Here is a 17,184-nt window from a genome sequence, read left to right on the forward strand (position 1 = left end):
CAATACCTAAATAACGTATCCAAGCATAGGCGTGCATCGCCAAAAAATCTGATTTATAACGTTATATTACCTTTAGCAAACAACTAAAATGCCTTAATAAGCATTTAACCCGCTCATGTATTTCATCGGTGGGTGTTTCATGACTTTTTTAAACATAGTGATAAAGGCACTAACCGACTCATAACCTAATAACTCAGACACTTGTTGGACACTTTTCTTGTCTGATAATGATTGCAGTGCGGTAACAATATCAATTTGGGTGCGCCACTTTCCAAATGTCATGCCGGTTTCTTTTTTGATTAATCGTGCCAGGGTGCGTTCTGTTAATGCAAACTCATCGGCCCATTGCGGCAAGGTTTTTCTATCGCTCGGCTGGCTTATCAGTTGCTGGCTCATAGCCTGAATCACAGCATTTTTCGACAACACAACATCTAGGTGCTGAATGGGCATGTCACTCAACTGATCAAATAACACTTGAGCTAAACGCGCAGTTTTACTGGTTAGGTCATAATGTTGATTATGCGCTGCCAGCTCACACATTAACTCTTTAACTAAGGGCGTAATCGCCAAGGTGCAAGTATTTGACGGCATACCTTGCATGTTGCTATTAATAAACACATGACACAGTTGTGCGTTATCTGAGGCGCGATTACTGTGTAGTTTATTTGCCGGGATCCAAATAGCGCTATGGGTTGGCACCATCCACATTTTTGCCGAGACTTCACAGGTCACGTAACCGTGCAAAGCTAAAATTAACTGACCTTTAGGGTGAGTGTGTAACGGGATTTCATGGCTGGCACAAGCTTGTTCAATTTTAGCGATGACCGGTTGTGGCATCGATTCATAATTGCTGATCTCATCCCACCCTATTGGCTTAAACATAGACTTGTCCGTTTTGAGATATTTAATGTCACTATAGCTAAATTATCTCAGCAGGCAAATCTTTATACTGTCGACCATTATTAAGTGAAACCTAAAGCAGAAAATGACGTTACCAACCGATAATAGCAAACTGCAATCGCGCTTTTCTGGCGTAATACTGGTGATAGGTATCTTACTGATTGCGGCTAATTTACGCGCACCGTTTACCGGCATTGCCCCTGTGTTAGCGCAAATTATTGATCACTTTACGCTAAGTGGTTCACAGGCAGGCTTTATCACCACTCTACCGCTTATCGCCTTTGCGATTATTTCCCCTATGGCAGCCATGTTTGCCAGAAGACAAGGCCTAGAACATGCCTTGTTTGCCGCATTAATACTGATTTTATTCGGTATTTTGGCGAGATTTATCGACTCATCAATTATGTTATTTGTAGGCACAGCGGTTATTGGTGTCGGTATTGCCATTGCAAATGTGCTGTTACCGAGCCTAATCAAACGAGATTTCGCCACCAAAGTAGCACTCATGACTTCTGCTTATGTGCTCACCATGGGCATGGCATCGGGTGGTTTTTCTGCGTTGGTATTCCCGCTGAGTCAGTTTAATGGTTTGGGTTGGCAATTGGCATTGGGCTCGTCGGCAATGTTAACGGTCGCGGGGTTGATTGTGTGGACAGCACAATTAGGTAAGCACACTAAACCCGCGAGCATGTCGCAATTTGCACCATCGTCAAAAAGTGTATGGCGTTACTTATTAGCGTGGCAAGTTACCTTACTGCTGGGTTTAAACTCATTTCTTACCTATATCATCCTTGCTTGGCTGCCAAGCATATTAACTGATACTGGCCACTCAGCAGTTGAGGCTGGGGCATATCATGGCGCATTTCAAATTTCGACCGCACTACCCGGCCTGGTATTAATCCCCCTGTTGGCTAAGTTAAAAGATCAGAGTGCGCTGAGCTTTATTTTAGGATTACTCAGTGCAGGCAGTGCAATAGGCCTGTTATACATGCCTAGCTTTGCTTTTTTCTGGACGATTATGTTGGGATTTTGCTCTGGAGGCTGTTTTATTTTGGGGTTGTCGTTTATTAGTTTGCGCACAGATGACCCGCATCAAGCGGCTTCGCTTTCTGGTATGTCACAAAGTGTCGGTTATTTATTGGCGGCGATAGGCCCTATGATGGCGGGAGCACTTCATACCTCAACAGGCAGCTGGGAAGCACCGTTGTGGTTATGCATCATTGCAGCACTATTGTGTGCAATATGCGGGTTCGGTGGCGGCAGAAATACCACTCTGAATAAGTCTGCTGTGGCGTAATTGATGATGGTGGTGATAATAACAAACAGCTTACTCATCAACATAGTGAGCTGAGGCAACTCATTTTAAGATGGCTTGCTTAACAGCAAGCCGAATTAAGCAGCAAGTCTACTTTAGAAGCAAGCCCAGTTCAGTTTGCTTTTTCTTACTCAGACCTGAAGCGACAATACGGTAGGATTGCGCTAAATAATAGGTGAGCTCTTCATCTAACCTGCCTGATGTTTCTATTTGTTGGATCCACTTCATCCCACGGCTGGCAAAGTAAGGCGCAGGATGATAACCATCATTATTTTTTAAAAACTCATAATTTAACGGTGACGTTTTAAATGTGAATGCCGGCTCGCCATTTTTAGCCGTAAAACCAATGGCGAATACCTTACCAGCCACTTTCCACACGTGCGAACCACCCCATTGCATAACATAAGTTGATGCAGGTAAATCTTCACAAAATTGATTAAATTCACTGTGCTTCAAAAATCCATCACCGTTTATCGTGTTAGCAAAAAAGAGCTAACGTTAGGCATAACGAGCGTAAAGCTTACTCGCTAAAAATGCCCCGACAATCATTTCAACCCATGCTATTGGCACCAAGGTATATGCCATTTGCCATGTTCCTAACCCTGAGTTGACAGAACCGACCCAAAAAACACCTAAGGTTGCGATACACGTCACCGTGGCCGATATAACTATCGATTTAACATTATGACCAAAACTTTGGGCGCATAACCAATAAACAAACACCAATGTACAGGTGAGCATGGTATCCCACACAGCCCATATCAGCGCATTACTCAACGCCATTGGGCCAACGGCTAATTTACCCGCATAGAATGCTTCCATCATTGGAAACGCAACCAACATGGCTCTAGCTACTTCAGCAATATTGATCCAAATGCTAGTGAGTAACATCACCACAATGAACTGTTTTACGTTAAAGGTATTATTCATAGGTGACCTGCTTAGGTTTAATTTATAGTGACTGCTACATAATTAATATATTGTAGTGATCACTATTAATTGTCAACGTGTACTCAGTAAATGTGTAATGAAACTGTGATATAAGTCTGAGTTACAACACTTGCTACGACTCACTGCAAGCTGATAAGCCAATTCAGTATTCAGCTAACCTAGCAAACAACAGGCATTGATATTAGTGATTAGGAATAGCTGACAACGCATGATCAAACACAGATTTCAATGCCGCTTCCGATTGTCCTGCTTTGGCTTGAACTGCCAGACCATAGCTCACTGCTAATAAGTAATCGGCTAATGTTTCAACATCTTGGTTATGAGTGCTGTTAGCTTGATGCATATCAGACTGGAGTAACGTCATTAACAGCTGTTTAGTTTCCTGCCCCTGCTGTCTCATATATAACAGCGCGTCTTTAGGGAATGAAACACTATCAGACTCATTGACGCTTTTTACCAATAAACAGCCACGAGGAGTGTCACTGCTGGCAAACAGATGGATCAAACCATAAAAACACGCTTGCAACCTTTGTTTAAGCGTCGCGTCAGACGTCTCGGTTAAATAGCGATAATTTATAGCCGCATATTGCTCAACATAATGAACAAGCACCTCTTTAAACAGGGTTTCTTTATTGCCAAAGGCGGCATACAAACTCGGCGTATTAATGCCAAGTTCAGCACTGAGGCTGGCAATCGACGTCGCTGAATAACCATTCACCCAAAATAAGCGCATGGCTTTGTCTAACGCGATATCTCTATCAAATGCTCGCTTTCTTCCCGCTTTCAATTGTCCATCCACTATATTGTCGAATTTTTATCATTTTGTAGCAGTTACTACAAAATGTCAATTTACCATATTGACATAACATAGTGATCGATACATAATTCATCTATTCTATATCGATCACTACAGATTATATTTATATAAGTGAAATTAATATAAGCGAGAGGCAACATGTTTAAAAAACATGTCCACTTTACCGCGCTATTTAATTCTCATGGGAGCCGCATTACTTTGGGCTGTGTCTGATATCAACACACGTGCACCCATTGTTGTTTGGGGAGGATTGGTAAGAATGGTCGGCTTTATCGCTGTCGCTTACGCAGCGTCATTGAGAATGGCACCTAAGGCATTTGTCATTATTGCGGCCATTGATCTTATTACGGCTTTTATTTACATCATCGGCAGTATACGGGCATCTGGATTACCTTTTAATACCCTGCTTTTAGGGAGAAGCCGCTGAATTAATATCAAATCGAGATAACTGCAATAGCTAATGGTTTCGGGCTAAAAAACACCTAATTTATCAAACAGACTTTTGGAGATATAACATGACTATTAAAGCACTAAGAACACCAGAACAACGATTTTCTATGCTACCCGCGTTCCCTTTTAAACCTCATTATGTTGATGATTTGGACGGCTTTGAGTCTTTACGCATGGCTTATATCGACGAGGGTGATAAATCAGCTGAATACACATTTTTGTGTTTACACGGTGAGCCAACCTGGAGCTATTTATACCGCAAAATGATCCCGGTATTTACTCAAGCAGGACATCGCGTAATCGCCCCTGATTTATTTGGTTTTGGCCGTTCAGACAAACCTGTTGATGACGATACATACAACTTTGAATTTCACCGAAACAGTTTAGTACGCTTAATTGAGCGTTTAGACCTTAAAAATATCGTTCTTGTATGTCAAGACTGGGGCGGATTTCTAGGGCTAACAATCCCAATGGATATGCAAGACCGATTCAAAAAACTCATCGTAATGAACACGGGGATCAGTAATGGCCATGCGTTATCAGAAGCCGCTATACAATGGATGGCCTTTTCTGCTGCGGTACCTGAAATTCCAGTAGGTGGACTGATTGCTTGCGATGCCGGAGCCGCTGTTAATGTAATGGACGTTATCGCTTATGATGCGCCTTTTCCTGATAACAGCTATAAAGCAGGCGTAAGACGTTTCCCGCAGATGATCCCAACCGATGCCAATGATGACGCGGTAAAATATGGCCTACGTGCTATCGAGTTTTGGTCTAACACTTGGGATGGTGACAGTTTTATGGCCATCGGTATGAAAGACGTCATTTTAGGCGAACCGGCAATGATGGCATTAAAAGGAGTGATTAAAGGCTGCCCAGAGCCAATGAAAATAGCTGAAGCGGGCCACTTTGTACAAGAATATGGTATTGAAGTGGCTCAAAATGCACTGAAAGATTTTAAACTAATCAAGTAATGTGATAGTTAAGCAACCGGTTGTGATAGTGAAGAAACATTAGGTTATTTCACAATTTCTTAGCTCAATTGCTGACACCATGAACATGCTAGTAATTAACGCACCCATCAGATTTAACAATAGGTCGCTCACCAGCCATGCTCAACATCATGCAATCAATACGTTGAATTAGGTGTGCTTTCAGGGTTAATGTCGCCATACACTTCTTCTGGGTCGATATCATTGATCAATAACATCTCCCTCACGGTTTCAATGTGATCTAATGTTTTTTGGTAATTATCACCATACTCATACTTAGTCACTTCAATTGCTTTTGGCATATAAGTAAACGCAATTTTCAATGCCTGTAATGCAGACTCACTCATTTTGTCACTCATGTCACACTCCTTGATGTTAAACCTTCATCGACAATTATATATCACCATACTGCCAAATTTAGACGAAAACCATGTCCTACAAAGACATAATCTAACAAAATATTCCCATCTTTTTGCGTCTTTAAGCTGGCTCGCTCGTCTTAATACTATTGGACAACGCACAACCGAATAAAAACGATTACCGCCACGTTAATATAATATCACTTTGTGAAAGTGATTCTGTTATCGATAGATGGGTAATTGTCTGTAAAGGTTAGCCATTTAAATAGTGAGAATACAGTGATACCACAACAAGTCATTGAAGATGCCTGCGAATGGGCAATTATGCATGGCGTCGCATTTCGTCAAGCAGATAACACCGCACGACATTGCCCATTTAGCATTGCGCCAATGACCATGAAACGCGATGTATACCAACATTTGCGCAATGTCACCCCGATTATGGCCAAGCTTATTAATCGAGTATCTGAAGATCATGATTATTTACAAGCATCACTCAGTGATGTCGCAAAAGCCGATCCGTTTTTTGGCCATTTAATGCAACTACATCATCAAGCCCATGGTGATATCAATAACCGAAAGACAGTAATGCGTCAGCCGCTACTGTTAATGCGCACCGACTATATGGACGATAGCCAATATGGCGCAAGAGTGGTTGAGTTCAATGGCATTGCCGCAGGCATGGCCCCATTTGGCCAAAAAGCGACAGAATTACACCAATACATTCAACAACAGTGGCCACAAACTTATCAAGCTTGGACCGAAAACCCGTCGGCAATACCTGAAAAAAATGAAGCATTAACCCAGCTGGCCGCTGGCATTGCGGTTGCTGCAATCAAGGTGAAAAATGAGGCTGGCGATTCAGGTAAACCGACATTTATGATGGTGATACAAAAAAATGAAGATAATGTGTATGACCAACATTTACTTGAAGTTGAATTGCAACGACTCGGCATACGCACCGTTAGGCGCACTTTTGAGCAGCTCAATGCCCAACTTTCAACCGGTGAAAACCAACGACTGATATTGCAAGATGTTGGTGGCATTGATGTGGTCTATTTACGAGCGGGATATCAGTACTCTGATTATTACGCGCCCGAAATGGATCAACATGAATGTTGCCATACGTTAAGTCAGACACGTCTTTTTATAGAGCAACATAATGTTGCCATGAACGCCACCATCAGCCAGCAATTAGCCACCAGCAAAACCATTCAAATGCTGCTGACAATGATGCCTGCTACTGACTATGTGCGTTGGGGGCTCAGCACTGAAGAAGCCATGCTTGTAAAAAGTGTATTAGCAGAGATGAAACCCGTGAATGCCGACACCATTGCGTGGTTTAACACCACAGCTAATAAACAACATTGGGTCTTAAAAAACCAAGGTGAAGGCGGTGGCCATTGTATTTTTGGAGAAGACATCAGCCGTAAACTCAAGCAACTTCCAACTAATGAGTACGACGCCTGGGCATTGATGCAACGCTTATACCCGCGGGAACGCGAAGCGCCAACCATTGCGGTAAGAGACAGTAAACAAACTTATATTGATAATCTTGTCAGCGAAATTGGACTTTTTACCGTCACGTTTAATGATACGCCTGCCACAACACAGGATGGATACGCAGGATACTTAGTCCGCAGCAAGCCTGCTGACGAAGGTGAAGGAGGCATCCACAGTGGCCAGGGTATTTTAGATTCATTAGCGTTAGTTGATTAATACCATCACACCCATCAATGAGCGATATCTGACATATTCGACACGATTACTGAGGTGCAAGTAATAAGGCGTAATTAAGATCATGCGCCTTTAATCACCTCATCATGAGACGTTTTATCGACACTGTCGCGTAGGATCTTTTGGTGAATAGCCTGAAATACCCTGTTCATTTATTTCAAAATCACAACAGGCCATTAGCTGTTCGCGAAATTTAACTCGGCTACGTTGCACACGACTTTTGGCGCCAGAAAGTGACAAACCAAGTTGATCAGCGATCTGCTGTTGTGGCATGCCCTCTAACTCAGCCAGCCGTAACGGTGTGCTGTATTTTTCAGGTAATTCATCAATTAATGGCCGTAAGCATTCGGCTAATTCTGCACGCGCCTCCGCTCCGGTATCTTGCTCTTGTGCGACTAAATTGTCAGGCAACTCATCAAAATGCTGTCGAGCACGATAAAAATCCATCATGGTGTTATGGGCAATACGGTATAACCACCCTTTTAAGCTTCCTGCAGATTTCAGCTGATGTAAATTAAGGCTGGCTTTGATGTACACATCTTGCAAAATATCATCCACAGCATCAACATCGTCGATACGCTTGGTCACATAGGCTCGAAGCTGCGCTTTATGGTTTTGCCATTCAGCCAACATAATAATCCCTCAATAATATACGCACTGATTAACGCACGATTAAACATAATAGTAGCATTTTAATAAGACGTATTAATGTGAAAAAGATGCATAACATAGGATGTTTTATTCCATTATCTTCTCCAATCCCTTTAATACCTTACTTTTAAATTTCTGATTTGTTATTCATCAATTGATGCGTTTTAGCCGTATTTACTTTGACTATCAAACAACATAGAATCGAGAATTATTTGATTATCAAACTAAGATGTTATGAACAATATTGCTGCTCAGTATACTCATCACCATAATTTTGCTGCCGTTAACGAGCAAAATGTAAAACGTACCTGGTATGTACTGATCATTACGGTCATTACCATGGCTGTTGAGGTCGTCGCTGGCACCCTATATGGTTCAATGGCGTTACTCGCTGATGGTTGGCACATGGGTACGCATGCGGCAGCTTTTTGTATCACACTCTTTACTTATAGCTATGCCAGAAAACACGCGCAAAGTGGCAAATTCTCTTTTGGTGTGGGCAAAGTGGGAGTGCTTGGCGGATATACCAGCGCAATCGCATTAGGGATTGTGGCAATCATCATGCTAGCCGAATCGGTACATCGCTTATTGTCACCCGTTGACATCCAGTTTAATCAATCAATTTTGGTGGCTATCGTCGGACTTGTCGTCAACATTGCCAGTATGTTTATTCTAGGCCACGAGCATCACGGCCACGACCATGCTCATAGTCATGGGCACAGTCATAGTCATAGTCATGGGAATAAACATACTCATAGCGACCAACATCACCACACAAATAATCATGCTCATAACCACGATGACCATGAGCACCATGAGCACCATGAGCACCATGAGCATCATCATAACGGCCAGGATCATAATCTCAAGGCGGCTTACTTTCACGTATTAGCAGACGCATTAACCTCTGTGCTTGCAATTTGTGCGCTATTAGTCGGGAAATATCTAGGCTGGTATTGGTTAGACCCAATGATGGGGATAGTGGGTGCGGTTATCATTACTAAATGGGCATTAGGCTTAATGAAACAAACAAGCCCCATTTTGCTAGATGAAAACATCGACAAAGCATACCAGGCAGAAATCGTGAACACGATTGAAGATGAACACACCCAAGTTACAGATATCCATATCTGGAAAATCAGTGCCGACCACTATTCAGCTTCTATTGCAGTCTGTACCTCAACAGAGGCCAATGCGGAATCAATTAAACACGCTTTACATAAGTTTGATAAGCTAAGCCACTTTACTATTGAAGTGAATCACTGCTGAGGTCGTTTATGCATTCTTTGAATAACTTAATTATCGAATTTTACGACAAATTGTCTTCTTGGGAGCAATCTGTCGTCAAAGATACCGGTTATTCACTGGCGCAGGTACACACAATAGAAGTGTTAGGCTCTCATGGGCCAATGAGAATGAAAGAATTAGCCGACAGGCTTGGCATTACTACCGGCACGTTAACGGTGCAGATTGAAAAGTTAGTCAATTTGGGATTAGTCAATCGCGCTGCACACGAAGACGATAGGCGCTCAATACTAGTCGGCCTCACCAGCGAAGGTACTGAGCTTCATTCACATCATAATCGTATGCACATGCAGCTGACCAAAGACATTACCCGCAACCTAGATCAACATGCTGTCGATGTACTGAAAACCTGCTTTGAAAAAATGAACCGAGAGTTTTAATACCATTCCGCGTTAATAAGTGATGACTCAGCGAGAGGCATAGCCACTATGTTTCAGTGAATATTCCTTGATCAATCAGTATGCCTCAATCACTACCCTTCAACGTCTATGCCTCTGTTTATAGAGGCTAACTTATTATAGCGACTAACTTACGACTCAATATCGAGTAACGATACAACCCACTTTTGCAAAGGGTCGTCGTGGTAACGCGGATGCCAAGCGGCAATTACATCAAAACTATCTGGCGATTGCTCAAGTTCAAGGGTGACTACATCTAACCCTTTAATCGCTCGTAAGGGTAAAAAAGCAATTGAGTCGGTTGTTTCAAGGTACATAGGCACCACCGAAAAACACGGCGCAGATACAACGATGTTTCGTTGTAAACCAAATTGCGCAAACCAATCATCAATAGAACCTTTAAAGTTGGGCCGAGACGGTGACGCAATAATGGTAGGATATTGGGCAATGTCAGCTAACGAAGGTGTCGTTTTTGATATTGTTGAATGGGTTGAGGTAACACAAACATGGCGTTCTTCAAACAGCTTAATAACGCGATAACTATCAGGAATATAATCAGGAAACGCGATAGCCAAATTCACCTTTCCGCTTTCCATTTGCTCATGCAATTTATCTATCTCAAAATCTTGCACAATCAGCTTTAAGTTGGGCGCTTGAACTCTTAGTTTGGCAATCAACATAGGCAGAACAATTTGCTGCGCATAATCTGTCGCAGAAATAGTAAAAGTGCCCTTGGCCTTATGTGGAATAAAGGTTTTGGTTGATATTAATGAGTTGAAATCAATCAGCAGCTTATCAACCCCAACCGATAATTCCTCAGCAAAAGGCGTTGGCACAAAGCCATTTGTTTTCCTAACAAACAACCTGTCATCAAACACGTCTCTGAGCTTTTTCAAATGCTCACTAACAGCTTGTTGAGTCAAACCGAGCTGACTTGCAGCTTTAGACGCATTCTCCTCACGCATAAGCGCCTGAAAAACCTTCAATTGTTTTAAGTCTAATCGGTCTAATTTACTCATAATTTATCCTTCATACATCATCGCTGACCCACTCCGCCAACCATTAACAAGTATAGCTTGTATCACTTACAATTAACGATTGTTTCTAATTGTTTTACTCATTCGCTAAAGTCTACCCATCAAGTTAACTCAATAGATGGAAACAAAAATGAAAACAGTAATTTTAATTGGTGCACTAGGCAAAATGGGTCAAGCAGCGTTATCTGGCTTAGGTAAGCATAAGGTTATCACTGCGGGCCGCTCTGGCAACGTCGACCACATTGTCGATATTACCGATGAGCAATCGATTGAAGCCTTGTATGCAAAAGTCGGTCACTTTGATGCCGTGGTCAATACCGTGGGCGTTTGTGAATATGCGCCATTTGTAGAAATGACAGAAGCCCAATGGATGACCACTGTCATGAGTAAAATGATGGGCCAAATTAACCTAGTGCGTATTGGTCAAAAATACATTGCTGATGGCGGTTCATTTACTTTAATCAGCGGCATATTAAATGTTAAGCCTATTCCGTTTGCAATTGCCGATGCCACCACCAGCGGCGCTATCGATACCTTTGTAAAGTGTGTCGCCTATGAAATGCCAAGAAACACCCGCATCAATGTGGTCAACCCAACAGTGTTAACTGAAGCATGGGATGTGTATGGCGAAATGATGGCAGGTTTTGAACCAGTCCCTGGACGATTAGTTGGCAAAGCATTCGAGCGTTCTGTCGATGGCTTTATTACTGGTGAAGTGATTTTTGTAGACGCTTAATCTCATGAAAACGAGGGAGCAAAACAACAATGCTCCCTTCGATTAAGCAAGTCTATGCATTAGGCCAAGCCATTCTAAAGGTCGAGTCAGTAGCATATTCACAGCCTAATTTACTCAGCCCTAACGGACTCAAACTAATCAATAAAGATAAGCACGTAATCACGCTATCAATTAATATTTAGGAATACACAATGAAAGTTTATACCCTCGCAGCAATCATCATGTTTTTATCCGGCTGTGCGCATTTGCAAACTACTGATACTTCAAGTTTTGAGCTTAAAAATACTGAGCGTCAAAACATAGGTTCTCGAGGCACTTATTCTCAAAATATAAGTGTCGATGATTTAGCAACTCAATCCACTGCCCCAAAACAAGTATGTAAAAGGATAAAGCGAAATAAACATTTTATCACCCGTTGCCAACCCGTGGGTGCACGTTAATAAGCATTGAGTAAGCCACTTTTAAACTGTCTATGGTGCTTAGTGACTCGTAATATTTTATCGTAAACCTATATAGAATATCTTCAGAGATACTGAAGATTGATGAAATAATGGTGTCACTAACCTATGCATTCTTTAACAGTAACAGCGAATCGATAACAGATTCTGCTAGTGGTCTCAGTGTCCAATCAAATGCACAACGCGTCTTCGAAGTATCTGCGGATAAATGCATACCTAAAACAGAGACTACTCAGCCGATCATAAATTATGTCAAACAAGCATGATGACTATAAAAATGACACTAACTTTGACGTTAAATAAAGCATTTTCTCTACCGTAAAAGCCAAATCCCACGCGTTAGTTTTGTGCAACTTTTAGGATAAATATGTGCTATCCCCTTAGTTAGGGCCTTTATATAGTTAGTTAGGGCCTTTATATAGTTTCTTCGCCAAACAATGGGTCAATCATTTGTTGCCAATCGGTCAACGTTGATAGGTGATTAACAAGTACATTACCGCCATTATTGATAAAAACAGTTGGGGTGGCCCATACAGATTTTGTCGCAGCATATCGAATCGGAGTTCTGGCTAAGGTGTAAATATCACCATCATCCATCCGGCTAAGAAATTGACAACGATTTATCCCTAAATGTTCTTCGGCCTTGTCTGCAATAAGTTGCCGAAGATCGTCGTGAGTTTTATGCATAAACTCTGCATTGTAAAATTCATCCTGTCGTTCATATAAATAAGTGGCAAAATCGTAAAACTTATCTGCATCACCATCTGCTAGCGCAAATAGCCCAAGACTCATATCCCACGCTTGGCGATGATTACTTAATGTCATTAAATGAACTTTAAGGCTGACCGATCTGCTTTTGTAATGTTGTATCACACTAAGCAACGTCGGCCACATTGCTCGTGAATGGGGGCATTGAATATCAACAAAAACATCAATCGTTATGTCAGCCGCTTTATCGCCACGAAGCACGCCGCTTGGGCGCATAGGTATTGGTGTTGTCATAGTGCTCCCACTATTAATTAAGGTTAATTACGTTGGCTGATACATATTGTCAAAACAGCCCCAATTCAGGGAAATACGTGTCGCTGGAAGCAAAGTCTGACATAGGCAGCTTCTAGCATTCAATCACTTATCGAAAAGATATAACCATACTCTGACATAAAATGTACCCATAGTCTGACAAATCGAAAGGTCATAAAATAATGATTAAAAGGAGAATGTAATTTTATTATGAAGAGCCAAATAGCTTATGCCCTATCTAACAAACTTTTGGACAAAAGTGCGTTAGAGCTTCGGATTTAGTGCAATGACATAAAGTTTACACTGACCCAACTAAATTTTTCAACGACCTCAAGTTCAGAGTTAAGTTAAGGTGTTTAAAGAAATAGATACTCTGATTTGGGACAAAAACCTGTTAACAACCCGCTCGTCGTCCCGGCAATGCTTTTTAGCCGGGATCCAGGTGTTTGTTGTTCTTTATGGCCTGCGGCCACTAACGTCGTGGCGCTTCGCCCACACCAGACCAGCTTTTAACTCTATTTGGAATCGGCTTCGGCCTTATTCGAAAATGCTAACGCTTCAGATGGGGCGTCCCTTCCCCTCTAAAGCTAGCTCGCCATCCATGGCTAGCTCACGTCATTTTCTTCAACGGCCTCAAGTTCAGAGTTGAATTTGGACATTTTCAAGCTAGATGTAACTCATTAATGGACACAAAGACTTTGCGTAAGCTGTTGTTTAAATTTAATTTTTGTAAAATTTACTCTGACCCGACTAAATTGGTCAGCTTAAAACAGAACAAAAAAGCAATGAGATAACCGCCATTCCTGAGTTGATAAAGATGTTAGATATCAAAGGGGCGTTAGTGACTATCGATGCGATGGCTTGTCAAACAAAGATAGCCAAAAACCATCGTGGACCAGGGTGGTGACTATCTACTTGCCGTTAAAAGTAACCAGGGAAAGCTACGCGAAGCGATAGTAAAAGCCTTCGCATTTCAGCGAGCCAACAATACGGACAAATCCGTAATTGAACACGATCACGGACGTACTGAGTGTCGCCAGTGCTACGTTATTGATAGTAAAAACTTAGTTGGTGACTTTTCAAAGTGGAAAGGGTTAAAAAATATCGTTATGGTTGAAAATTGTCGCCTTGAGAAAGGGAAACCAATCGAGCTTGAGTATCGTTATTATATTAGTTCTAAGGAGTTAAGTGCCGAACAAGCAGCGATAGCCGTTCGAGAACATTGGGGCATAGAATCGATGCACTGGGTGCTTGATGTCAGTATGAGTGAGGATGCATGTCAAATATACAACGCTCACGGGGCGGAAAATCTGTCATGTCTGCGTCATATGAGTTTGAATATGTTACGAGCAGAGCCGACGAAGATAAGCATTGTTGGAAAACAAAAGCGATGCATGATGAATCCATCAATGCTTGAAGCAGTATTAAAGGCTGGATTTAGTAGTTAGGTTAAAAATTAAACACTCATGCGGTGACCCTGCCTTTAGCGGGTTGTTTGTTTTCATTCAAAACAAACACTCAGGGTAAAGCAGAAAACTTATATCAATACACATAACGTCTTAGTATGTATTCGTTGCGCTATTTGCATGGCAATGCCTTGAATTTACTTTAAGCAATTGATATCAGCCTAACCAATCAAACAATAAAAAACAAAATTAATCATAAAAAACAGCAGTTTGAGTGTAATCGTTAAATAATTAAGAGTACTCAGTCAAGCAACGGTCAAGCAAATTAACTCCAGTGTGGAACGTACCGCATTGCTTTTGTTCCCGCCTCGGTGTCATAAGGCCTAACAAGCCCAACATTTATGGCATCTTTAATCACTCGACTTACCATCGCGCTATTTTTTCCTTCTATGCCAAATCGCTCTCTTAGTGAGCTATTATTCATGTGTTCACGATTAACATAGCGCAAGCAGCAATGCTGATAACAGGCTCTAATTCGGTCTTCTTTGTCCATTTCGGCAAAAGCTCTATGCCCAAATAAAACCGTGCGAGTGTGTCTGTCAGTGACTTCAAAAATAGGGGCTGGTAATTGGTAAAATTCAGTTTGAGAAATAACTTTATCAATACCAGTACCGCGCTCTTCACAGATATTAATGCGACGCATAAATGAAGCCAGCATCTCATTGCGGCTTTGAGGTGGAGAGTCTATAAAGCGATCAGCATCAACTAGAGGTACGCCTGGGTTGGTAATTTCCATTCTGGTATTAAACAACTCTATCATTGGACCTGTGCCTGTTAATGAAAAATCCTGATGGATAATCGCGTTCGCTACTAGCTCACGAATAGCGAGTTCAGGATACATCGGCACTTCCTTACGGAAGGCTTTACCTATTTCTTCATTAGCAGGAAGCAAGGTCTTAATATAATCAATCAGCGCCTCAAACCCTACGGCATAACCCTTGTTACCTTCCAGCTCGCGCACTGTTTCGACCCGACTATTACCCTTATACTGAATAAGACGTACAGCTTTACGTCCTAGGTGCTGGAAGCTTTGCAGTTTTTTTGCAAATAAAATCGCACCCAAATTAGATATTTTCCACAGTCCATTATCGGCTTTACAAATCAATTTATCAGCTTGTAATGTCGACAATATACCTTCACGACCTTCAGGTAATGGTTGTTGAGTTAAATCAAAGTAAGCGGGATAATCTAGCAATTGTAACACTTGCTCTGAGCTACTATTTTCTGTAGCGGCTTGTTGCTCGAAAGGTGTTTTATCAAATACTCGCCAAAGCTCGCGCTCTTTTTCAGCAAACTCGCGTAATTTCTTTTTATACGAACCAACTCGAATGTACTCTACTCCATCAAACTGAACTGGTGTATGAGTAGCGGCGTGCACTTCTAAGATAACAACCGGGATTTCATTACAGCTATTAAACGAATAAAATTGAAAATGAATTTTCGGCGAGGTCTTTTGTAGTAACCAACTTTCTAACTCTTGCTGTTTATGTCGAGCACTTGCGGGGTTAAATTCCGTTCCGATCACTTCTACAGTTTGGTCTTTAATACCCCATACAATATAAGCGGACTGCTTACCCAATAGCGCTGCAGAATTAGCTAGTGCTGATATATATTCACCAATCATTTGAGCATCAGCATTATTATGTTTAAATTCTACCCATTCAGTTTCATTAGACAAACGGCATAATTCACGAAGCAGCGCTTGCAACTGCTCTAAGCTTTGCTCAGTCGGCATGTTTTACCCTTTAGCCTATATAATTTCACAACTATGGCACACTAATTTTTCTACCACAATCACCACTATTTCATCGCGGCTTTCACATACACATCAAAGCGATTCTTTTTCGTTGCGATAACCATGCTTGGTTTTACCCCGTCGAGATCTTCAGCATAATCGGGGCGTTTTACGACTACGCGTTTGGTGGCTAGCGCCATTGCTGGGGCTAACAATCCATCGGCGTCTAAGTCGGCACCGACTAAGGTTTGAAATACGCGCATTTCTTTTTTAACTAAAGCTGATTTTTCACGGTGCGGGTACATGGGGTCAAGGTAAACCACATCGATTTCAGTGGCCGATGATTGAGCTGCGTTAGCTAATGCTGTCAAACTTGAACCGTGAAATAGGCTCATCAGCTCCTGCATCCATTGGCCGATTTCAGCATCTTCATAAGCGCGGCGTAGACCGTCTTCTAATAAGGCCGCCACAACAGGGTTGCGCTCAACCATAATCACTTTGCAACCTAGGCTTGCCAATACAAACGCATCGCGGCCTAGCCCTGCTGTACCATCGACTACCGTTGGCGTTACGCCTTGCTTTAACCCGACCGCTTTGGCGATAGACTGACCGCGCCCGCCACCAAATTTGCGGCGATGTGCCACAGCGCCGGATACAAAATCAACGTTAATACCGTCTAATTTAGGTTCATCTCGTTTGTACAAACTCAAACAGTTTTGCTCAAAGCGCAATTCAAACGCGGCGTCTTTGTCCCACACTAATTGCCAGCGGCTGGCGATATCAACCAATGTTGGGTACTGCTGATTAAAGAAGATAGGTGTCTGCAACAAGATAAATACCATGCCAATATAAGAAAC

The 17,184-nt window shown here is 42.0% G+C and carries 18 protein-coding genes and 1 pseudogene; 9 read left to right on the forward strand and 10 right to left on the reverse strand.

The annotated features are described in order from the left end of the window. Nucleotides 1-93: 93 nt before the first annotated feature. On the reverse strand, nt 94-882 hold the full coding sequence (locus AC19MV_RS08235; protein ID WP_498306911.1) for an AraC family transcriptional regulator: 789 nt from the start codon (nt 880-882) through the stop codon (nt 94-96). 103 nt (nt 883-985) lie between these two features. Between AC19MV_RS08235 and AC19MV_RS08240 the strand changes: the two genes are divergently transcribed. Beyond that, nucleotides 986-2,197, forward strand: coding sequence for an MFS transporter (locus AC19MV_RS08240; protein ID WP_498306913.1), 1,212 nt, complete (start codon nt 986-988; stop codon nt 2,195-2,197). Nucleotides 2,198-2,305: 108 nt separating this feature from the next. On the opposite strand, the gene AC19MV_RS08245 is transcribed toward AC19MV_RS08240, so the two are convergent. The 3 genes from AC19MV_RS08245 to AC19MV_RS08255 form a co-directional block, all read right to left on the reverse strand. Beyond that, nucleotides 2,306-2,671, reverse strand: coding sequence for an MmcQ/YjbR family DNA-binding protein (locus AC19MV_RS08245; RefSeq protein ID WP_498306915.1), 366 nt, complete (start codon nt 2,669-2,671; stop codon nt 2,306-2,308). A 42-nt stretch (nt 2,672-2,713) separates the two neighbouring features. Further along, nucleotides 2,714-3,145, reverse strand: a complete 432-nt coding sequence (locus tag AC19MV_RS08250) for a hypothetical protein (protein ID WP_498306916.1) — start codon at nt 3,143-3,145, stop codon at nt 2,714-2,716. Nucleotides 3,146-3,347: 202 nt separating this feature from the next. After that, nucleotides 3,348-3,953 (reverse strand): TetR/AcrR family transcriptional regulator, encoded by a 606-nt coding sequence (locus AC19MV_RS08255; RefSeq protein WP_498306918.1) that lies wholly within the window; start codon nt 3,951-3,953, stop codon nt 3,348-3,350. A gap of 181 nt (nt 3,954-4,134) precedes the next feature. Here AC19MV_RS08255 and AC19MV_RS08260 point away from each other — a divergent pair, with 181 nt between their 5' ends. Next, the gene (locus tag AC19MV_RS08260; protein WP_498306920.1) at nt 4,135-4,410 is read left to right on the forward strand and encodes a hypothetical protein; all 276 of its coding nucleotides are present in this window, start codon (nt 4,135-4,137) and stop codon (nt 4,408-4,410) included. 88 nt (nt 4,411-4,498) lie between these two features. After that, entirely contained in the window at nt 4,499-5,407 is a 909-nt protein-coding gene (locus AC19MV_RS08265) for a haloalkane dehalogenase (RefSeq protein ID WP_498306922.1), read from the forward strand. Between the two features lie 155 nt (nt 5,408-5,562). Here AC19MV_RS08265 and AC19MV_RS08270 read toward each other — a convergent pair whose 3' ends face one another. Further along, complete coding sequence (locus tag AC19MV_RS08270; RefSeq protein WP_188957730.1) at nt 5,563-5,784, reverse strand: penicillin-binding protein; 222 nt, start codon at nt 5,782-5,784, stop codon at nt 5,563-5,565. A gap of 279 nt (nt 5,785-6,063) precedes the next feature. Between AC19MV_RS08270 and AC19MV_RS08275 the strand changes: the two genes are divergently transcribed. Then, nucleotides 6,064-7,503, forward strand: coding sequence for a glutathione synthase (locus AC19MV_RS08275; RefSeq protein WP_498306924.1), 1,440 nt, complete (start codon nt 6,064-6,066; stop codon nt 7,501-7,503). Nucleotides 7,504-7,617: 114 nt separating this feature from the next. Here AC19MV_RS08275 and sigZ read toward each other — a convergent pair whose 3' ends face one another. Beyond that, nucleotides 7,618-8,154, reverse strand: coding sequence for an RNA polymerase sigma factor SigZ (gene sigZ / locus AC19MV_RS08280; protein ID WP_498298387.1), 537 nt, complete (start codon nt 8,152-8,154; stop codon nt 7,618-7,620). 252 nt (nt 8,155-8,406) lie between these two features. On the opposite strand from sigZ, the gene AC19MV_RS08285 reads away from it, so the two are divergent. Both AC19MV_RS08285 and AC19MV_RS08290 read left to right on the forward strand, forming a co-directional pair. Beyond that, nucleotides 8,407-9,441 (forward strand): cation diffusion facilitator family transporter, encoded by a 1,035-nt coding sequence (locus AC19MV_RS08285; protein ID WP_498306926.1) that lies wholly within the window; start codon nt 8,407-8,409, stop codon nt 9,439-9,441. 8 nt (nt 9,442-9,449) lie between these two features. Further along, nucleotides 9,450-9,857 (forward strand): MarR family winged helix-turn-helix transcriptional regulator, encoded by a 408-nt coding sequence (locus AC19MV_RS08290; protein WP_432400751.1) that lies wholly within the window; start codon nt 9,450-9,452, stop codon nt 9,855-9,857. Nucleotides 9,858-10,006: 149 nt separating this feature from the next. Here AC19MV_RS08290 and AC19MV_RS08295 read toward each other — a convergent pair whose 3' ends face one another. Further along, entirely contained in the window at nt 10,007-10,894 is an 888-nt protein-coding gene (locus tag AC19MV_RS08295; RefSeq protein WP_498306928.1) for a LysR family transcriptional regulator, read from the reverse strand. A 148-nt stretch (nt 10,895-11,042) separates the two neighbouring features. Here AC19MV_RS08295 and AC19MV_RS08300 point away from each other — a divergent pair, with 148 nt between their 5' ends. Further along, nucleotides 11,043-11,648 (forward strand): short chain dehydrogenase, encoded by a 606-nt coding sequence (locus tag AC19MV_RS08300; protein WP_498306930.1) that lies wholly within the window; start codon nt 11,043-11,045, stop codon nt 11,646-11,648. A 191-nt stretch (nt 11,649-11,839) separates the two neighbouring features. Then, complete coding sequence (locus AC19MV_RS08305) at nt 11,840-12,088, forward strand: hypothetical protein (RefSeq protein ID WP_498306932.1); 249 nt, start codon at nt 11,840-11,842, stop codon at nt 12,086-12,088. A gap of 432 nt (nt 12,089-12,520) precedes the next feature. Here AC19MV_RS08305 and AC19MV_RS08310 read toward each other — a convergent pair whose 3' ends face one another. After that, complete coding sequence (locus AC19MV_RS08310) at nt 12,521-13,108, reverse strand: DsbA family protein (protein WP_124729340.1); 588 nt, start codon at nt 13,106-13,108, stop codon at nt 12,521-12,523. Nucleotides 13,109-13,880: 772 nt separating this feature from the next. Between AC19MV_RS08310 and AC19MV_RS08315 the strand changes: the two are divergent. Beyond that, a pseudogene (locus AC19MV_RS08315) lies at nt 13,881-14,574 on the forward strand (ISAs1 family transposase); the annotation flags it as partial. A gap of 283 nt (nt 14,575-14,857) precedes the next feature. Here the strand turns inward: AC19MV_RS08315 and AC19MV_RS08320 are convergent. Continuing rightward, a complete protein-coding gene (locus tag AC19MV_RS08320; RefSeq protein ID WP_498306933.1) occupies nt 14,858-16,327 on the reverse strand; it encodes an ATP-binding protein in 1,470 nt (489 codons plus the stop codon). Between the two features lie 65 nt (nt 16,328-16,392). Then, nucleotides 16,393-17,169, reverse strand: coding sequence for a class I SAM-dependent methyltransferase (locus tag AC19MV_RS08325; protein WP_432402383.1), 777 nt, complete (start codon nt 17,167-17,169; stop codon nt 16,393-16,395). Between the last annotated feature and the right edge of the window lie 15 nt (nt 17,170-17,184).

Source organism: Shewanella sp. MF05913, from assembly GCF_059758095.1.